Consider the following 19,012-nt stretch of genomic DNA (forward strand, 5'->3'; position numbering starts at 1 on the left):
TTTTTCGATAGAGATGGAACGGTGAATGTTGAGAAGGACTATATCGTAAGTCCGGATCAGGTAGAACTGATTCCCGGGGCACTCGAAGCATTGAAGATGGCGAAGAAGAGGGGATTTCGGGTCTTCATCGTGAGCAACCAATCGGGAATTGCGCGCGGGATTGCGACGGAAACGCAGGTGAGTCGGGTTAATGAGCGACTCGAGGAATTGGTTGCCATCGCAGGAATCAGGTTTGACGGGATTTATTTCTGTCCGCACTTGCCGACGATCTCGGGGCGGTGTACGTGTCGCAAGCCGGGACGAGGAATGGTTGATCGCGCTCTTGAGACCTTCGACATCGATTTGGCTAATTCGTATGTCGTCGGAGATAGGATGTTGGATATGGGGTTGGCACACAACATTGGAGCGACGGGGATTCTCGTACGCACCGGTTACGGTTCAATTGAAGAGAAACAGTTGCCTTCCGGGGGTGGACCGCATCACATTGTGGCGGATATTCTGGCAGCGGTGAACCTCATAGTCGACAATATCAACGAATGACGAGTAAACAGCGCAAAGTGAACATAAATGAGTGTCCGCAATTTGTAACGAAGGACACTTCGAAAATTCGCGAGATTCTAGCTCCACGAAATTCAATTCTGAAGATGCAATCACTGGCGGAAGCCGTTGTTCCGGCTGGCGGAGCGACGGAGGAGCATTTCCATGCGACCTCGGAAGAAATCTACTACATCATAAGTGGTGTCGGTGAAATGCAAGTCGAAGGGGAGTCATTTACGGTGCACATGGGAGATGCTATAGCTCTTCTTCCGGGCGAGAAGCATAAGATTTGGAATCGCGGAGATGCAGATTTGGTGTTCTTATGTATGTGCGTGCCGCCATATGAGCACGACGATACGGTGATTACCGAGGCTTAGCAGAGCAAGAGCGGGCTATTTCTTCTTGGCGGGGGCAGGGCCGATCATCGGCTTAACACATTCGATACTTCTCAAGAAACCAAGCAGGTCGTCGCGAAAGCCATCTTCATTGATAGCGTAAATCACTTGCTGTCCGCGGCGCTTGCAAACCACCAAACCGCTTTGCTTCAAGACAAGCAAGTGGCGCGAAATCGTCGGCTGGGAAACACTGAAGAGATCGACTATCTCACCGACCGAACGGGCGCGAGTATTCAGCATGAGGATTATCTTAACGCGCGTTTCGTCGGAAAGAGCTCTGAAAATTTGAACGACTTCGGTTGTATCTGCCATCTTCTGTAATCGTGTTAAGTGTGTTGTCGGAGTATGTACTATGATTGCGGCAGTGTCAAGCCCTTCTGAATGAGCAGAGAGAATTCGATTGACACTCTGGAGCTTGACAGTTACAATTCTTTATGGATGGGCAAGAAAACACAATGAATCATCCGGGAATGGCATACAATGAGCACACAGATGGTCAATAAGGCGGCACGAATTGCGGAGCTTTCGCAACGCGCCATGGAAATGCAAGCATCGCCAATTCGCAGATTGGTGCCACTTGCTGATGCGGCAAAGAAGCGCGGAACGAAGGTTTATCATCTAAACATCGGCCAACCGGACATTGTCACGCCTGATGAGATCATGAAGGCGGTGCGTAATTTTGATGAAAAAGTGCTGGCCTATGGACCTTCGCAGGGGCTGTTGGCTCTGCGCGAAGAGATTCGCAAATACTTCCACAGGTTTGATATCAGTGTCAATGTAGATGATATCGTCGTAACGACGGGCGGGTCGGAAGCGATTCTATTTGCTTTGATGGCGATTGGCGATGCCGGCGATGAAATCCTTGTGCCGGAGCCGTTCTACACCAACTATAACGGCTTTGCGACGATGGCAGCGATGAAGCTTGTTCCGGTGCCGACCAACATTGAAGATGGTTTTTCAATGCCGACGCGGGAAGAGTTCGAGAAACGGATTACACCGCGGACACGTGCCATCATGTATTGCTCACCGAATAATCCGACCGGTGCGATATTCAGCCGCGATGATTTGAAGATGTTAACGGAATTGGCTGTTGAGCGGAATTTGTGGGTGCTGGCCGATGAAGTTTATCGCGAGTTTACCTACGACGGTCGGATACACACCAGCATTCTCAGCTTTCCCGAAATTGCCGACCGGGCGATCTGCCTTGATTCGATTTCAAAGCGGTTTTCGGCCTGCGGGGCGAGGATCGGCTGTCTAATAAGTAAGAACACTGATATCATTGCGAGCGCGTTGAAATTGGGGCAAGCAAGGCTGTGTCCCCCGACAATAGAGCAGATGGGCGCGATAGCGGGTTATCAGGTTATTGACAAGTTCTTGGATACCATGATTTCGGAATACCAAACTCGGCGCGACATTGTCTGCGAAGAGCTCGCCAAGATTCCGGGTGCGGTATTCACCAAACCGGCGGGTGCATTCTATATTATGCCGAAACTGCCTGTCGATAACGCCGATAAATTCGCGCAGTGGCTACTGACGGATTTCTCCCACAACGGTTCGACAGTGATGGTTGCTCCGGGTGATGGGTTCTATGCTTCGACCGATAAAGGGAAGCAGGAAGTACGAATTGCCTACGTGCTCAAGGAAGCCGACTTGCGCCAAGCTCTGCAGGCGCTAGTTCGTGCTGTAGAAGTCTACAACAAGTAACCCCTTCTGAGCGGGGAACGACCGAGATACAATGTCCTCCCCGTACTCCCATCTCGACTGGAAGCGGCTTTTGGAGCCGCTTGAAGAACTGCGCGGCTGCTCGATCTGTCCGCATGAGTGTCATGCTGATCGCGCCGGCTCCAAGCTAGGGTTTTGTCAAAGCGGGGTCGGATTTTCGGTAGCTTCGGTTTTTCCACATCGAGGCGAGGAGCCGGTGATCTCTGGAAAGAACGGTATCTGCAACATCTTCTTCAATCACTGTAACATGCAATGCGTTTACTGTCAGAATTATGAAATCTCACGTAATCGCGAGACTGTGGCGCAGGAATCGAGATCAGTTGAAGTAATACTTCAGAGCATTGAGGCGGTGCTGGACCAAGGTATCAAGCTGGTAGGCTTCGTGTCGCCTTCGCATTTCATCCCGCAGATGAAGGTACTGATGAATGTCTTGAACGAGGTCAGGCCAGGGTTGAGATTCGTTTTCAACAACGGCGGATACGATCGATTTGAGACGATTCGAGACTTGGAGGGGCGAGTCGCAGTGTATCTTCCTGACTTCAAGTACTCTGATGATCTGTTAGCCCGAAGATACTCGCAGGCACCGCATTATCCCGAAGTAGCTAAGCTGTCACTTAAGGAGATGTTCCGGCAAAAGGGAAGCAACTTGTGGCTGGATGACGACGGTGTTGTTGAGTCGGGACTAATAATCAGGCATTTGGTTCTTCCGGGCGAAGTCGAGAATTCCAAGGGCGTGTTGCGGTTCATTGCCGAGGAGTTATCTGTCGGGGTGCACATCTCGCTGATGTCACAATATTGGCCGACGCCAGCAGTTGCAGACCATCCCAAATTGGGTAGGAAAGTGACGGCGGAGGAATACGAAGAGGTGATCGCTGAATTCCACTCACTCGGTTTCTATCGCGGGTGGGTACAGGAATTGGAATCGCCGGACCACTATCGACCACAATTTTCCGACGACCAACCGTTCCAAGAATAACATCCCCAGTTCATTCCCGGTTTTAGTTGAATCTGAGTTGCTGCCGGTTAGTTTATGATCATGGCAAAGCAACTTTTCGCAGGCATTGATCTCGGGGGCACAAACATCAAGTACGGTTTGGTCGATCGTCACGCCAAGATCGTCTACACCAATTCGACACCAACCGGCTCAAGCCGCGCGGCAATCTTGAAGCAGTTTGGAATGATTGCTTCGGAACTCGAATCATTCGCGGTAGAACACAAGGCGGAAGTCTTCACGATCGGTGTCGGCAGTCCCGGGATAGTTGATATTCAAAAGGGCAAGGTAGTCGGTGGTTCTCCCAACGTCGTTGGTTGGCGTGGGACGGATATCAAAAGGAGTCTTGAGAAGGCAAGCGGCCTTGAGGTCTGCGTTGACAATGATGCCAATGTCATGGCATTGGCGGAGCACCGATTCGGAGCAGGAAAGGGCAAAGCATCAGGACTTTATATCACGGTTGGCACGGGGCTCGGTTCCGGAATAATTCTCAACAACTCGATATGGCGCGGCGCTTGGTATGCCGGGGCTGAGATGGGGCACAGTATCATCAACTTCGATGGAGTCCCTTGCCAATGCGGAAAGCGCGGTTGTCTGGAAATGTATGTCAACGCCGCTTCGTTCGCCAAGTACTATGGCCGCGAAGTTCCGGCAGGGAGCGGAAGCAAGTTCATTTTCGAGCTGGCCAAAAAAGGCGACAAGGAAGCAATCGCTGCGATCAAGACTTCGGCAGAGTATCTGGCGATCGGAATCGGCTCGGCACTAGAAATACTGAATCCCGAGATTGTCGTCATCGGCGGGGGAGTTGCAGCAGGTGGAGCGATCTACTTTGGGACGATTCGCAAGTGCTTGAGGAAGTATGCGTCGAAAGCCTCGGTAGCCCGGGTGAGGATAGTGCCTGCCAAGTTGGGCAATGACGCAGGGATGTTGGGTGCAGCCCTTCTGCCGCTGGAGCGGGAATTCCACCATTAAATACAGAAATCGACATATGTGCATAAAAACAATATGGGCGACATGGTATATCCGATTGGGATCTTCTTGGGTGATGGTGTGAGTGCAGGCGCGGCAAAATGAACCTAAGAAAGTTTTCGGCAGTTTATCGCTTGCTTCGTCCTAATCACATCGACTATATTCGGCGCTGACTTGAACATTAGGTTTTGGAGGAGATAGAGTAATGAAAAGGAATATCACCCTGATCGCGGTAGTTGCATTAATCGTCATGGTTGCGGCGGCTGCCGTATCGCAAACGGGAATGCGCAAGATGTTTCGCGGTAATGGCGACAATAACCGAAATTTCGTCGTGATGGAGAATAACGCTCAATTGCAGTCTACCTTAGCGAAGACATCCTCGTTCGACATTTCTGCGGACATTCGGCTTGATTCGATACAGGATGGCGCTTCGTTAGAATTAAATGTGCAACTTGGCACGTTGTCGACCGGCAATTCGAGTTATGATATGGAAGTCTTTTCTTCGCGGTTTATCGATTGGAAGGGCGCAAGCACGGCCAACTTCCGGTTACTGGATTTCACGGTCAGCCGAAATTATGCGCTGGAGAACGAAAAGGCTGTTCCAGCTACCGGTCGCGGGGTTCTGACCATCGGTTCGATTATCGACACGGTCGGTGTGGATGTATCAATCCGCTACCTTGCCGCTAATGATGTTACTCTGGGTCGTCTGCCTGGGGATCTGCTCCATTTGAACGGGGCGATTAATTTCCGGTTGTCTTCGTTCGGAATCGAGATTCCGCAGGAAGCTCTTCTTCGTATGGACGACAAAGTTAAGCTTCGTTTTGACGTCTATTGTTCGACGCAGATGTAAGCAATTGGATTGTCGAGAATCAGCCCTGCTGCCGAAAGGCAGCGGGGCTTTTTTGTGGGCGTCGGATAGAGATATCATAAATAGGCATATGCGAATATGCGCATTAATATGTGTTACCCATGTTTTGTGAACGGAAAACAGCTTTCTCAATATCACAGGTGAAGTGCGAGTAGGGAATAGACCTTCGATCCGGTAGCTTAGATTCGGCGAAAGGTCGGAACGGTTGCTGGCCACAACTAGATGGTATTGTGGTATTGTGTAAGGAGAGTGGTGCAGTTGTGGATGACAAGATCAGGAAATTTCGGGACATTTGTCAAAAAGTGGTTGACATTTTTGAGCTATGCGTTACCTTGTGTGCGTCTAGGGTCATTTATCGTACACAATTAGTCATAGTCTCTCTTAATCTCAACTGTAACCAAGTTTGGATTTAGCATCCTTTTATTAGGTCACGCTATCCATCAGCCCACCGTAAAATTATATATCTACTGACTTTTTCTTCGTTTTGTCCTCCCACATGGGCGGTGACGAAATGAGATTATCATGAAGATCTTTCCGAGATCGTAAGCGAGGGTGGAACAGATAAATCCTCGGAGAGCACTTCGAACCTTTGAAACACTTTTTTGTGGAGCAATAAGGAGCATAGAATGAAGCAAAGAAACTGTTCGTTCTTTTATTTGCTACTGACATTAATGCTTCTGTTCTCGTTTAGCTCGATTTACGCGGCAGTAACGGTGACCTACCAACCGGGTAGTTTTCCGTATAATACCACTGGCAACGTGATTACCGCGCGTGTCGTTGCGACCGAGCCGATCGCTGCTTTTGACCTTATGTCAAATGTACGTTCGACGGTTACCAACGCTTTCGGTACCATCACGTCTGTGAACGTGGCTGCAGTAGCCGGCGCCGTTGCTAATACCTCCAAGGTAAACGGCAGCAGCGAAGATTCGACCAGAATCTACGGTTTTGGCTGCGCCACGCCGATCATTATGCCGGCGGGTTCATATGATTTCACGTTTACGGTAACCACTTCCTGTGATACCGGTTTATTTGTTGTAGAAGATGGCGGCGATTGGGTTGTCGATATCGACCCGGTTATTGCTTCGACTCAGTTTGTAAAGACTGATGCGACGCTTGCCACCCTGACGAGCAATGCTGGAACCTATCGTGTGTACAACACACCTCCGACGGTTTCGAATTGTCCTCCAGGCGCATTGGTATTTAATGCCTGTGCCGTCGTTCAATATGACTTTAACTTCACTGACCCGGACCTCAATTGCAATCCGAATCCAGATCAGAGCTGGTCAATTGTTTCCGGTCCAGGATCAATCGACAATACAGGTAATTTTGTATGGGATCCTCCGGCAGTCGCCGGCGTTTGCGGTCTCTATGAAATCACTGTAAAGGTCACGGACGAGTACGGCGGCAGCGCGAACTGTCAATTTGAAGTTTCGCTGGTTACCGATGCTCCGTCATTCACCGAATGCCCGACCCCGGGTTCCGAATTGTTCGTATACTGGGGATGGACGGCTGACGGCGATGTGACCGCTGTTGATTTGGATAACTGCCCGGTGGCCCTGACCTATTCGCTTAACAGCTTCTCAGGTCCGGTTACTGCTGGTGCATTTACCGTTAACCCGGCAACGGGTGCCTGGAGCTGGCCGACCGAATTCGGTAACAATGCGTACCTTGGCGACCATGATGTCACCATCGACGTAACCGACGGTTGCCAGACAGTGTCTTGCAACTTTACGATTCATGTTGCCCCGACCTTCGAAGTTGTGATCGAAAAGACCCACAACACGCTTCAGGGTAACTATGAGTTCGTATCGATCAGCTTGAATCACTTCACTGAAGGATTCGGCGGTTACGACTTGTTAATCAAGTACGATGCGAGCGCATTGTCGTTCATTAGTGCTACGCCGGGTAGTATTCTTACCAATTGCGGTTTTGAATACTTCACCTATCGTCATGGCGCCGTTGGAAACTGCTCGGGTTCCTGCCCGTCCGGTCTTCTTCGCATCGTGGCTGTAGCCGACATGAACAATGGTGCAAACCATCCTTCATGCTATGGTGAGAACGCTATTGGCGCGCTTGCCGAACTGAAGTTCCTTGTAACTAATGATCGTACCTACGAATGCCAGTACCTTCCGATCCAGTTCTGGTGGTTTGACTGCGGCGACAACACCTTCTCGTCGATCACTGGTGACACCCTCTATATCGCTAACCATGTATATGGTTTCGATGGCGTTGGTGAAATCACTGGTCAACAGTACTATGGTGGTTGGCAGGGTATCCTTCCTGATGTGAACTGTATGGTCACATTAGGCGCCAAATACCATCCTGATTCCGTCGTTAACTTCTTTAACGGTGGAATTGACATCGTTTGCGCCGACTCGATTGACGCTCCTGGCGATCTGAACCTTAACGGAATTCCGTACGAAATCGCGGACGCCGTTCTGTACACGAACTACTTCCTGTATGGACTGGCCGCTCTCGATCCGAACCCGCAGTTCCGCGAAGCCCAGATTGCTGCTTCGGACGCCAACCAAGACGGAACAATACTTTCGGTCGGTGACCTTGTTTACTTGCTGAGAGTAGTTGTCGGTGACGCTCTTCCGTTTGCGAAACTTGCTGCCTTCTCCGCGACTGCTGAAGTCACGGTACAGAACGGCACCCTTTCGACAAATAGCTCCGATGCAATCGGCGCTATGTACTTGACCTTCGACATTCAAGGCGCTGTCTCGGTAACGAGCAACACCTCGATGAAGGTTGATTATGCCGAGAGAGATGGCAAGCTTCATATGCTCGTATGGTCCGGTTTGGATGATATGTCCAACTCGATCTCATACGGCGCGAATGAGCTTCTGACTGTCACTGGAGCTGAGCTGAGCAGTGTTGAAGTTGCCGACTATTATGGCAACCTCATGAACGTTCGTGTTGAGAAGTCCGCGCTTCCGACCGAATTTGCGCTGTCTCAGAATACCCCGAACCCGTTCAATCCGCTCACCAAGATCGGATTCGACCTGCCAGTCTCTGCCGACTGGAAGCTTGACATTTACAACGTAAATGGTCAGCTGGTTCAGAGCTATAACGGAACGAACATAGGCCATGTAGACGTTTCTTGGAATGCGGCGAACACCGCCAGCGGTATCTACTTCTATAAGTTGACCGCCGGTAGCTTCACCGAAACCAAGAAAATGGTGTTGATGAAGTAATTTAATCCTACTTCACTAATACATCGTTCAACAGGAGCGGGTCGAACAGCCCGCTCCTGTTTTTTTGTGGGTGTGTGACAGTAGATTATAAGCGCGGTGAAGAAAGTGCGGACTCGACTTGTCGACGGCGCCGACGGCTGACCTCTACAAGGTCGCCTGATTTCATTCGGACAGCCCACCTCGATTCCGCAATTGACACGAGTTCCTTGATCATGCTGGAATTTACCAAGGCGCGCCGGTGGACTCTGAGGAATTGGCCCTGCGGAAGTTGGGCTTCCAAATTCTGAATGGATTCACGGTGGAGCAACTTCGAGCCGCGAGCACGGATGTTTACATAGTAATCGGCAGACTCGACCCATTCAATTTCGGACACGGGCAGAAAAATCGTCTTATCAGCGAGCCGAATCTGAAGTTGCTCAAGCGGCATCGAATTCGGGAATGTAGGTACGCTGTCTTGGGAGATGGTTGCGATATCAGGATTAGGTGCTTCGGTGTCCGGAATGCTAGGCGAATCGGTGCGAATCGGAGTCTGACGTACAAGCAAGGTCGTCGGGATGGCAATTGCCAAGTAAACGGCCAAATCGATGAAAACCGCTTGATAAGTCAAGTAGTCGGTAAACCTAAAGCGATTGAAGACCTCAGCATAGGTTCTTCCATAGAGGAGCATCGGAGGCACAGGACGGATAAGGCGCAGATAGAGGGCTTGAGCGAGAACGACAGCAATTGCCATTATGGTGTGGGATAAAATCTTAGGGGCTATCTCTAATTTCGAGTTCTCGATCTTTCTCGACAGGCGAATTATCAGGGCGGCGTAAGCAATCCAAGAAAGCCAGCGAATTTGCCCGCCCAGAATCAACTCAGCCCAACGCGGTTCTTGAGTCGAAGACCATTGAATCCCATAGAAAATACTCCCAAGAAGTGCCCAAGTTACGAAGGCGGCGGCCAATAGCATCATATTGCGGGCTGTGAGAGACACTTGATCGTAGTCCTTAAAATTGGGTTCGGTGAGTATACGTATGCTCGCCAAAAGTGTTTAGAGATTGCTGAACAATCATACTAATCCGAAACTTGCATTCAGGGCAATTCCGTTCGACCGTCAAATCTGACCGTTTACTGCATCGCTGTATACTTAAGTCAAGTCAATGCGTTATCAGTCTGATGAAACGAGCTTCACAACTCCAGAAAGGACAGAACGCATGCAATTGACTCAGCACTTTCAAAAATCTCTAAGCGCAATCGTCGCGTTAGTGATCATTCTCTCCGGCGGACAAGCTTCAGGACTGAGTTTTACGAAGTTGACGACTGGTGAAATCGTAAACGACGGCGGGTATAGTCGAAGTGTCAATCTTGTCGACTACGACAATGATTCAGACTTGGACGTATTCTTCGTAAATCAGACGGGCGGTAACGCGTCCGCGTTTCTGTATCGGAACGATGGAGGGGCAATTTTCACGAAAGTCCAGGGTGATCCGATTGTCGCGGATTCGTATGCAGGCGACGGTTCGAGCTGGGCAGACATTGACAATGATGGAGATCTGGACTGTTTCGTCGCCACGTGGTCAAATCAGAACGACTATCTATATCTGAACAACGGCAACGGGAGTTTCTCCAAACAGTTGACAGGGCCGCTGGTGAGCACACCTGCATACACGGACTATTGTTCGTGGGCGGACTATGACATTGACGGAGATGTTGACCTCTTTGTGAGCGTAGGGTTCGGCGATTTCAAGAATCTTCTCTATCGAAATGAAGGTGCAGGGGCGTTTACACGGATCTTGACCGGTCCTATAGTAAACGATGGCCTGCGCGCCCATGGGGCGGCCTGGGGAGATTACGATCGCGATGGTGATCCTGATCTCTTCGTAGCAAACATCCTCCAAGACAATTCGCTTTTCAAGAATTTGGGCGGCGGGAATTTTGTGAAAGTGACAGGGAGCGATCCGGGTATTGGTGTAGGGTTTTCAGAAAGATCACTCTGGTCGGATTTCGATAACGATCGCGATCTCGATTTATTCGTGACGAACTACCAGAATCAATCGAACTTCCTTTACCTTAATGTCGGTGACACAACATTCACCCGGGTTGTTTCCGGAATCGTGCCAAATGATCCCGGCTACTGGTTCTCGACAACATCAGGCGACGTTGATAATGATGGGGATATCGATTTGTATGTCACCCAAGCATTCAATACAGCGGGGGACCGGAACAAACTGTATATGAATGACGGCAGCGGCAACTTCAGTGCTTTCGCCGGCGATGCGATCGTAACGGATTCCGGGTGGTCCATTTCCAGTTCGTTTGGGGATCTGGATCGGGATGGCGATCTCGACTTAGTGCTAGCAAAGGGTTTCGGCGAGACCGAAAACAATGCAGTGTACTTCAACGACGGGAATACAAATCACTGGCTCGAGGTGAGATTCAGCGGCAACGTCAGCAATCGTTCAGGAATAGGAGCCAAGATAGCAGTTTTTGCAACTATCGATGGTCAACCGCGTTGGCAGTTCCGTGAGACGACAAGCGCGTCCGGATTTGGACAAAATGGACCTGAGGCGCACTTCGGGATGGGAGACGCGGCGATGGCGGATTCGGTCTTGGTCCAGTGGCCTTCTGGCAGGAGTACGATTCTTACCAATGTCTCAGTCGACGTGCTTCTGGATATCTATGAATGCGGGACATCGGATGCCGATTCTGACGGTATCAACGATCCGTGCGACAATTGTCCGAATACTCCAAATGTGACGCAAACGGACACTGACGGCGATCAGGTCGGCGACGCTTGTGACTTCCTCGCAGGTGACGCCGATGGCAACGGGAACATCACAGTTTCGGATGCAGTCTACCTAATAAATTACATATTTAATGGGGGACCAACTCCGTCACCGATTTTGTCGGGAGACGCAGATTGCTCTGAAACAGTGACGATTTCGGACGCAGTGTACTTAATCACTTACATATTCTCGGGAGGACCGGCACCCTGCAATTGGTGATTTGAAGACTACTCGCCGCGGTATTCGCAGCGGGTGAGTGGGGTTTCGCTGATGGTGATCTTGCTGAGGCCGGAGAGCTTTGGTTTGATGCGCTCCCAGAGCCAGCGGGCGATGTATTCGGTAGAAGCGATGGTTAAGCCTTCGATATCGTTGAGATGGTGGTGGTCAAGTTGGTCGATGAGCGGCTTGACGGCGTCGTAGATCTCGCGGTAGTCGATTAGGAAGCCGGTTGCAGGGTCGACTTCGCCGGTAACCTCAACGAAGACGACATAGCCGTGGCCGTGAAGGTTATGGCAGGGGTGATGAGAGGGGAGATGGTCGAGCCGATGGGAGGCGTCGAAGTTGAATTGGTGGGTGAGGGTGACGATCATTTAAATACAACCCCCTGTGTCCCCCTTTGCTAAGGGGGAATCAGACCAACAAATATTCATCGGGTCCCCTTTGCTAAGAGGGAATAAGACCGAGAAATATTCATCGGGCGCGCTCGTTTCCCCAGGCTAGGATATGAAGGCGGGGCGAGAAGCGGTAGCCGCGACGGATGCATTCTTCGGAAAGCCACGGCATGATCCGGGTCTGGACTTCAGAGGTGACGCCTTCGGGCATCAAGATGATTCGGTCGGCTGGAATTGGCGGCATGAAGATCTTTTCCATTTCGTCGATATCTTTGGGCGCTTGAATGACAAACTTGAAATCGCATTTGTGGGTCGCGATGATAGTCGCCAGAGCCGCTGCGACGCGGGTTTTCATCGTGTACAGGCCGCTATTGGAAAGCTTGGGCGAACAGTTCCACCAGTTGATGCGGGCGATCATTGCAGGCGAAGGGACGTACATGCCGTTGGTTTCGATTTCAAAGAACGAGAATCCTGCCTCGATGAGGGCATCGATCATGGCTGGAATCCTGTCCTGATGAAGCATCGGCTCGCCGCCGGTAATGACGACATGAGTCTCGTGTTTCGGGCTGGATGATTTGGACATGATTTCGAGAGCATGATTGGTGATTTCCGAGACTGTGAGCAGCGAGCCTTCTTCGATCTTATCTTCATCCCAAGTGAAACGGGTATCGCACCAAGCACAACCGAGATTGCAGTATTTCAAGCGAACGAAAAGGGCAGGAATCCCGGCGAAACGTCCTTCTCCCTGAATGGAGAGGAACATTTCGCTAATGGGTAGTTTCCCGTCAAACTCGGTCGGCCAAGAAACGATCTTCGGTTTGTAGCTCATTTGGATTTCAACTCACGATAAGCTGGGGTATAGATTGTCGGATCGGCTACGCGGGCATCTTCGAATCCGCGACGCCGGATTAAACAACTATCGCATTCGCCGCAGGCGCGGCCTTGATTGTCGGGATCGTAACAACTGAGCGTAAGAGAATAATCAACGCCAAGGCGAATGCCTTCCTGGATGATCTGAGCTTTAGTCATGTGAATCAGCGGGGCATTGACAATGATGCGAGCACCTTCAATTCCAGAGCGCGTGCCGAGGTTGGCCATGTTCTGGAATGCTTCGATGAACTCGGGCCGACAGTCGGGGTAGCCAGAGTAATCAATGGCATTGGCGCCAATGAAGATTGAGCCAGCTCCCAACGATTCCGCCCATGCCAAGGCTATCGCGAGAAAAATTGTATTTCGAGCAGGAACGTAGGTAATCGGGATGTGAGTGCTCATTTCCGTCTCGATGCGATTCTTCGGCACCTTGATGTTGGCCGTAAGAGCGGAGCCGCCGATAGGGCCAAGATCGATTGGGAAGACCAGATGGTCCTCGACGCCAAATTTCTGAGCCAATGTTCGTGCTGCAGCAAGCTCCTGGAAGTGGCGTTGGTGATAGTCGAAGGAGATAGTGCGGACTTGATAGCCGTTCGCCTTTGCCATGGCGAGGGTAGTTGTTGAATCAATACCGCCGGAGAGCAATACCACGGCGGAATTCGGATTTATGTTCGGTTTGTTCATAGTGTGGAGAATATAGGCAATTGCCCGGTCATGTCAAATAAAGCCTTAATGAGTCGCTGTTGCAATTGGCGAGAGTATTTCTTATACTCCGGTCATGACAGAATCATCTTACGAAGGACGCCAGGACCAGATTCGCGAGTGGAAGACTCCGGAGATCGAGACGTTTCGCAATATCTACAGCGACCGCGACTACGAAATCAAAATGGAGACGAACGAATTCAGCTGTGTCTGCCCCAAGACAGGACTTCCGGATTTCGCGACGTTGATACTGACGTTTGTGCCGGCAGAGTACTGCATTGAGCTAAAGAGCTTCAAAGAGTATTTGCTGGCCTACCGGAATCAGGGAATTTTCCACGAGAACGTGGTGAACCGAATAACTGATGATCTGGTCGCGGCAATCAAACCCAGACGGCTACGTCTTGAAGGGCGATTCAACAACCGTGGCGGAATTCAGACAACTGTAGTAAGAGAATACCCCCAACCTTGATGCGGATGTACGGCAATTTCTCACCCTATTCGCGGCAAATGCACGATGAACGATAGTCAGTCAACATATTTCCTTGAGAACATCGTTGTGGGCGAGCTGCAGATGAACTGCTACATCTTCGGCTGTGCGGATACTCGCGAAGCGGTGATAATCGATCCGGGCGGCGACGCGCCGCAGATTATCGAGGCGGTTGAGGAGATTGGTGCGAAGGTGAAGATGATCCTGCTCACGCACGGCCATTACGACCACATCGGCGGATTGAATGAAGTCAGAGCGAAGTATGGTTGTCCTGTTCTCATTCACGTTGCAGACGAGGACGCACTGACCAATCCGATGGTAAATCTTAGCGCACTTACTGGGGGCAATGTCAAATGCGCTGCAGCAGATCAGATTTTGGAGGATGGTGACAAAATCACCGTGGGGAAGCTGCAACTCGAAGTTCTCCACACGCCGGGACATACACCGGGAGGGATTTGTTTCCGGTGGGAGAAGATTGTGTTTGGGGGAGACCTCTTGTTTAATGGAAGTATTGGCCGGACCGACTTACCGGGCGGGTCGTTTGACGATATTGAGAGATCGATAATCAGGAAGATTTATGTCCTGGATGACGAAACGGTCATCTATTCAGGACATGGCGAGCCGACTACGGTCGGGTTTGAGAAGAAATTTAACCCGTACGTGAGGTCGAATTGATGAGATTTCCAATAGGTGACAGCCATGTTCACACCGATCATTCGGTCGATGCCAAGGGGACGGTGTACGAGTTCTGCCAGAAGGCGTTCGAGATGGGGCTCCACGAGATTACGTTTACAAACCATTATGAAATAATGCCTTCGCGAAAAGACCGAATGGGATACTTCATGATTGGTGGTGAGAAGGTCCCTGCTGGACCGGATGCTGTCAAGAGAATGATCGAGGAATTGCGGGAGGCAGGAGAGCACTTCTTTCCCGCAGGACTGAAAGTCCGAGTCGGGCTTGAAGTAGGTTGGGATGTTAGCCTTTACGATAGGCTGGCCAAAGAGCTACGGGAGTTTGATCTGGATTTCATTATTGGTTCGGTTCACGATATTGATGACGAACCGATTCTGGAGCGAGCCTATGCGCCGCAGTTTTTTCAAAGCCGGAAGATCGAAGACTGGATCGGGAAGTACTTCAAAAAGGCCGAGGAGATTGCCGAGTCCGGACTATTTAATGTTATAGCCCATCTTGATGTCTATAAGCGCTATGGACTCGCAGTATACGGTGACGCCTTGCGAAATGCACATGAGCCGTATCTTGAGAGCCTGTTTACCAAAATGAAGGCGAACGATCTCGCGCTTGAGGTCAACACGTCGGGCATGCGGCACGGAATCAACGAGTATTATCCATCGATTGCGATATTAAATGAAGCGCGTCGCGCTGAGGTATTTGTGAGCGGTCTTGGTTCGGATGCTCATGCTCCCGATCAACTGGCTTTGGATTTCGAGTCGGCGGTGGCGCTGGTCCCAGAAATCCTGCCGTGTGATCTTGAAGAAGGGTATGGCGTCTAAACTGTCGTGTGACTTCTATCGGCAGCCGACTCTTGATGTTGCCAAGACACTAATCGGGAAGAAGTTCGTACACCGAAACAGCAAGGGGAAACTATCCGGCAGAATTGTCGAAGTTGAAGCGTACATTGGCGAAGATGATCCTGCGTGCCATGCCCGATTTGGAATGACGGGGCGAAACAGCGTGATGTACGGTGACGGCGGACATCTCTATGTCTACTTCATATACGGTATGTACAATATGCTGAATTTTGTTACCGAAGACGAGGGCGTACCCGCTGCTGTACTGATACGGGCAATTGAGCCACTGGAGGGGATCTCTGAGATGCAGGCTAATCGAGCGTGTATTGACGAGCGACAACTCTGTTCAGGTCCGGGGAAGTTGTGTCAGGCATTCGGGGTTAAGGTATCAGATACAGGAAAGAGCCTAACTGGCGCGGAGTTTTCCGTAGTCGATGATGGCATTCAACCTGGGCAAATAGTCGCCAGAACGCGAATTGGCATAAGGCAGGGACGCGATTTGTTGTGGCGATTTTATGATAGTGAAAGTAAATTCGTCTCCCGCAAGTAGGAGGAATAATGCAAGGTCAGATCAAGTCCAAAGACGTGCCGCTCTCTGTCTTTGAGAATGTGCTCAATCAGATCGACACGGCTGCTGCGTTGTTGAAGATCGATCCTGCCCTGGTTGAGATCATGAAGCAACCTCGGCGGAGTGTGATAGTCAAATTGCCGATTCAGATGGATGACGGGACATTCCAGGTCTTCACGGGATATCGCGTTCAACATTCTATTGTACGCGGGCCCGCAAAGGGTGGAATTCGATTTCATCCCAATGTTACCCTCGATGAAGTTCAGGCGCTTGCGAGTTGGATGACTTGGAAGTGCGCTGTGGTGAACATTCCGTTCGGAGGAGGCAAGGGCGGAATCACCGTCGATCCCAAGAAGCTCTCGAAAGGTGAACTGGAGCGCCTGACGCGTCGCTATACAGCGGACCTGCTGGACGTTTTCGGTCCCAATTCGGATGTTCCGGCGCCTGATGTTAATACCAATGAACAGACCATGGCTTGGATCATGGATACGTATTCGATGCACGTTCGGCACACTGAAGCCGCCGTTGTGACCGGCAAACCGTTCTTGATCGGCGGATCACATGGACGCCGCGAAGCGACCGGCCGAGGTCTGATGCTGACGGTGCGAGAAGCGTACAAAGCGCTAGGGATGGATATCAAGAAAGCGACTGCTGCAGTTGTTGGCTTCGGTAATGTTGGGTCGATTGCGGCGGAGCTCTTGCATGGTATGGGCGTGAAGGTGCTGGCTGTTACGGATGTCCTTGGCGGAGTGATGAACAGGGCAGGACTCGATATACCGCGTTTGATTGAGCACGCAAAAGCGACAGGCTCGGTTGTCGGCTTTCCTGGCACGACACCGATTAGCAATGAAGAAGCGGTAGCATTGGATGTCGAAATCCTGGTGCCGGCGGCTCTGGAGAATCTGATTACGGGAGAAAACGCGGATAGTGTCAAGGCTCGGATCGTCGCCGAGGGTGCGAATGGACCGACAATGCCGGAAGCAGACAAGATTCTCGAAAAGAAGGGTGTTTTCATCATTCCGGATATTCTCTGTAATGCCGGCGGCGTGACTGTGTCATACTTTGAGTGGGTGCAGAATCGAATTGGATACTACTGGACGGAGGATGAGGTCAATCGTCGCCTTGAAATCGCGATGGTGGCGGCCTTTAATGATGTTTATTCAGTTTCCGAGCAGTACAAAGTTAACATGCGCGTGGCGGCATTCATGTTAGGAATCAAGCGGGTAGTGGATGTGATACTACTGCGCGGAGTTTACGCATAATTCGTAACATGAGCGCGTTGATAGCGTTAATCTTGACGGCTGACCAAGTAGTTGGCCGTCATTTTTTATGGGGAACGAAAGGGTCGGAGTTCGTATTATATAGAGCGAAATGGAGGAGATAACTTGATTGACTGGCAGCAGGCGCTAATTGGGCTGCCGATACTTTTTCTATCATTGACGGTTCATGAATTTGCACACGCATGGGCGGCTAACAAACTGGGGGATCCGACGGCGCGATTGCTCGGCCGGATGAGCTTGAATCCGATTGTCCACATTGATCTGATGGGATTAGTAATGATGGTGGCTTCGGGATTTCGATTCGGCTGGGCGAAGCCGGTGCCGGTTAACCCTGCCAACTTCCGCAATTGGCGTCAAGGGATGCTTTGGGTTAGTCTGGCAGGACCGATTTCGAATATCATACTCGCGACTGGTGCCGCCGTGCTTTTTCGCCTCTTGCCGTTTGTAGGCATGGGCGAGCAGGATACAGCGCTTGCGTATCAAATGGTCTACATGATGATCTTCATCAATTGTGCGTTGGCGTTCTTCAATATGATCCCGCTTCCGCCACTCGACGGATCGAAAGTGTTGATTGCGCTTCTGCCGCCGCAGTATGAGAATTTTGCCATAAGCCTTGAACGCTACGGCCCAATGGTACTTCTGGGGGTAATATTCCTTGGGTTCATCATGCCGATATCGCCGATCTGGACGATCATTGGTCCCTTTGTCAAAACAGCGGTGTGGCTTTACACCGGCTATCCACTGGCATAGAAATTGAATTGGCGACGACTCATCACGTTGATCGTTGGTCTTGCAATTGCGGTCGGCGGTTGTGCGGCACAGAGTACGTTACCGACAGGTCGAACTGCGATCGATCAATATCGCGAGATTTCGACGCGACATGCGAGCGAGTTGAGAACATATGCGGCACTTTTGCGAGTCAAGCTCAAGCGCGATCGGCGAATCGATGATTTTCGCGTTGAGATTTTCAGCCGCAAGCAGGACGAGCTATCGCTGTATGTCCGGGGATTTCTGGGTTCGGCCGTTTTCAAAGCGGTTGTCAGGGGCAATGAACTTGAATGCTACTTCCCGAGAGAAAAGCGATATTTTCGAGGACTCGTCGACGATTTGGAATCGGGAGAATTGAGCGAATCGAAACATATCATCAACTTGTTGCTATCGTTCTATCGGGGAAGATACGAAATCTCCGACAGTGGAATGTGGATTACGCAGTTCAAGAAGGGCGGTAAGAATTTCCAGGTTAGAATGGTTGACTCGCTGCATGCTTTTCGGTTCGATTCGAAGTTGCGCGCTCAGGCAGGATTTCCAAATTTGCGTGCTCAGAACATCAAACTGGAGTCACGCGACCGGTCGTTTGTAGCCAATATCGAGATTCAGAACAGCAGTTTCAATCGCGAGATTCCTGATGAAAAGTTTGCTTTGGAGATACCGGAATCGTCAGTCGTGCTGACTCGCGAAGACCTCGCCAATTTGCTGACCGGACTTAGCCAATAGCCTACCGCCGGAAGTTGACATCGT

20 protein-coding genes are annotated in these 19,012 nt (G+C 50.8%); 15 read left to right on the plus strand and 5 right to left on the minus strand.

The genetic code is table 11. From position 1 onward, the window contains the following. Nucleotides 1-21: 21 nt before the first annotated feature. The gene (locus IPH59_04035; protein ID MBK7090881.1) at nt 22-540 is read left to right on the plus strand and encodes an HAD family hydrolase; all 519 of its coding nucleotides are present in this window, start codon (nt 22-24) and stop codon (nt 538-540) included. After that, nucleotides 537-914 (plus strand): cupin domain-containing protein, encoded by a 378-nt coding sequence (locus IPH59_04040; protein ID MBK7090882.1) that lies wholly within the window; start codon nt 537-539, stop codon nt 912-914. The genes IPH59_04035 and IPH59_04040 overlap by 4 nt, the downstream gene beginning before the upstream one ends. A gap of 15 nt (nt 915-929) precedes the next feature. Here the strand turns inward: IPH59_04040 and IPH59_04045 are convergent, their stop codons facing one another. Further along, nucleotides 930-1,244 carry a winged helix-turn-helix transcriptional regulator gene (locus IPH59_04045; GenBank protein ID MBK7090883.1) on the minus strand — a complete coding sequence of 105 codons (315 nt, stop codon included), beginning with the start codon at nt 1,242-1,244 and terminating at the stop codon, nt 930-932. A gap of 180 nt (nt 1,245-1,424) precedes the next feature. Between IPH59_04045 and IPH59_04050 the strand changes: the two genes are divergently transcribed. From IPH59_04050 to IPH59_04070, 5 genes are all read left to right on the plus strand, one after another. Next, nucleotides 1,425-2,636, plus strand: a complete 1,212-nt coding sequence (locus IPH59_04050; protein MBK7090884.1) for a pyridoxal phosphate-dependent aminotransferase — start codon at nt 1,425-1,427, stop codon at nt 2,634-2,636. A gap of 31 nt (nt 2,637-2,667) precedes the next feature. Then, on the plus strand, nt 2,668-3,630 hold the full coding sequence (locus tag IPH59_04055) for a radical SAM protein (protein ID MBK7090885.1): 963 nt from the start codon (nt 2,668-2,670) through the stop codon (nt 3,628-3,630). A gap of 60 nt (nt 3,631-3,690) precedes the next feature. Then, complete coding sequence (locus tag IPH59_04060) at nt 3,691-4,617, plus strand: ROK family protein (protein ID MBK7090886.1); 927 nt, start codon at nt 3,691-3,693, stop codon at nt 4,615-4,617. Nucleotides 4,618-4,819: 202 nt separating this feature from the next. Then, nucleotides 4,820-5,464, plus strand: coding sequence for a YceI family protein (locus tag IPH59_04065; GenBank protein ID MBK7090887.1), 645 nt, complete (start codon nt 4,820-4,822; stop codon nt 5,462-5,464). Between the two features lie 644 nt (nt 5,465-6,108). Continuing rightward, on the plus strand, nt 6,109-8,679 hold the full coding sequence (locus IPH59_04070) for a T9SS type A sorting domain-containing protein (GenBank protein MBK7090888.1): 2,571 nt from the start codon (nt 6,109-6,111) through the stop codon (nt 8,677-8,679). An 85-nt stretch (nt 8,680-8,764) separates the two neighbouring features. On the opposite strand, the gene IPH59_04075 is transcribed toward IPH59_04070, so the two are convergent. Continuing rightward, nucleotides 8,765-9,655: a LytTR family transcriptional regulator gene (locus IPH59_04075; GenBank protein ID MBK7090889.1), complete on the minus strand. Its 891-nt coding sequence runs from the start codon at nt 9,653-9,655 to the stop codon at nt 8,765-8,767. A 220-nt stretch (nt 9,656-9,875) separates the two neighbouring features. Between IPH59_04075 and IPH59_04080 the strand changes: the two genes are divergently transcribed. Beyond that, the gene (locus IPH59_04080) at nt 9,876-11,666 is read left to right on the plus strand and encodes a VCBS repeat-containing protein (GenBank protein MBK7090890.1); all 1,791 of its coding nucleotides are present in this window, start codon (nt 9,876-9,878) and stop codon (nt 11,664-11,666) included. 8 nt (nt 11,667-11,674) lie between these two features. On the opposite strand, the gene queD is transcribed toward IPH59_04080, so the two are convergent. From queD to queC, 3 genes are all read right to left on the minus strand, one after another. Continuing rightward, nucleotides 11,675-12,037 (minus strand): 6-carboxytetrahydropterin synthase QueD, encoded by a 363-nt coding sequence (gene queD, locus IPH59_04085; protein MBK7090891.1) that lies wholly within the window; start codon nt 12,035-12,037, stop codon nt 11,675-11,677. A gap of 100 nt (nt 12,038-12,137) precedes the next feature. Further along, nucleotides 12,138-12,887, minus strand: coding sequence for a 7-carboxy-7-deazaguanine synthase QueE (locus tag IPH59_04090; GenBank protein MBK7090892.1), 750 nt, complete (start codon nt 12,885-12,887; stop codon nt 12,138-12,140). Next, nucleotides 12,884-13,612 (minus strand): 7-cyano-7-deazaguanine synthase QueC, encoded by a 729-nt coding sequence (gene queC / locus IPH59_04095; GenBank protein MBK7090893.1) that lies wholly within the window; start codon nt 13,610-13,612, stop codon nt 12,884-12,886. The genes IPH59_04090 and queC overlap by 4 nt, the downstream gene beginning before the upstream one ends. Nucleotides 13,613-13,706: 94 nt before the next feature. On the opposite strand from queC, the gene queF reads away from it, so the two are divergent. The 7 genes from queF (at nt 13,707) to IPH59_04130 (ending at nt 18,988) form a co-directional block, all read left to right on the plus strand. Further along, nucleotides 13,707-14,099, plus strand: a complete 393-nt coding sequence (gene queF / locus IPH59_04100) for an NADPH-dependent 7-cyano-7-deazaguanine reductase QueF (GenBank protein MBK7090894.1) — start codon at nt 13,707-13,709, stop codon at nt 14,097-14,099. 45 nt (nt 14,100-14,144) lie between these two features. After that, nucleotides 14,145-14,792 carry an MBL fold metallo-hydrolase gene (locus tag IPH59_04105; protein ID MBK7090895.1) on the plus strand — a complete coding sequence of 216 codons (648 nt, stop codon included), beginning with the start codon at nt 14,145-14,147 and terminating at the stop codon, nt 14,790-14,792. Then, nucleotides 14,792-15,628 carry a histidinol-phosphatase HisJ family protein gene (locus tag IPH59_04110; GenBank protein ID MBK7090896.1) on the plus strand — a complete coding sequence of 279 codons (837 nt, stop codon included), beginning with the start codon at nt 14,792-14,794 and terminating at the stop codon, nt 15,626-15,628. The genes IPH59_04105 and IPH59_04110 overlap by 1 nt, the downstream gene beginning before the upstream one ends. Beyond that, nucleotides 15,618-16,196 (plus strand): DNA-3-methyladenine glycosylase, encoded by a 579-nt coding sequence (locus IPH59_04115; GenBank protein ID MBK7090897.1) that lies wholly within the window; start codon nt 15,618-15,620, stop codon nt 16,194-16,196. The genes IPH59_04110 and IPH59_04115 overlap by 11 nt, the downstream gene beginning before the upstream one ends. Before the next feature lie 8 nt (nt 16,197-16,204). Beyond that, complete coding sequence (locus IPH59_04120; GenBank protein ID MBK7090898.1) at nt 16,205-17,476, plus strand: Glu/Leu/Phe/Val dehydrogenase; 1,272 nt, start codon at nt 16,205-16,207, stop codon at nt 17,474-17,476. A 123-nt stretch (nt 17,477-17,599) separates the two neighbouring features. Continuing rightward, nucleotides 17,600-18,244, plus strand: coding sequence for a site-2 protease family protein (locus IPH59_04125; protein ID MBK7090899.1), 645 nt, complete (start codon nt 17,600-17,602; stop codon nt 18,242-18,244). A 3-nt stretch (nt 18,245-18,247) separates the two neighbouring features. Then, complete coding sequence (locus IPH59_04130; protein ID MBK7090900.1) at nt 18,248-18,988, plus strand: hypothetical protein; 741 nt, start codon at nt 18,248-18,250, stop codon at nt 18,986-18,988. The last annotated feature ends 24 nt before the right edge of the window (nt 18,989-19,012 follow it).

It is taken from the genome of bacterium, assembly GCA_016708315.1.
Lineage (GTDB): Bacteria > Zixibacteria > MSB-5A5 > CAIYYT01 > CAIYYT01 > JADJGC01.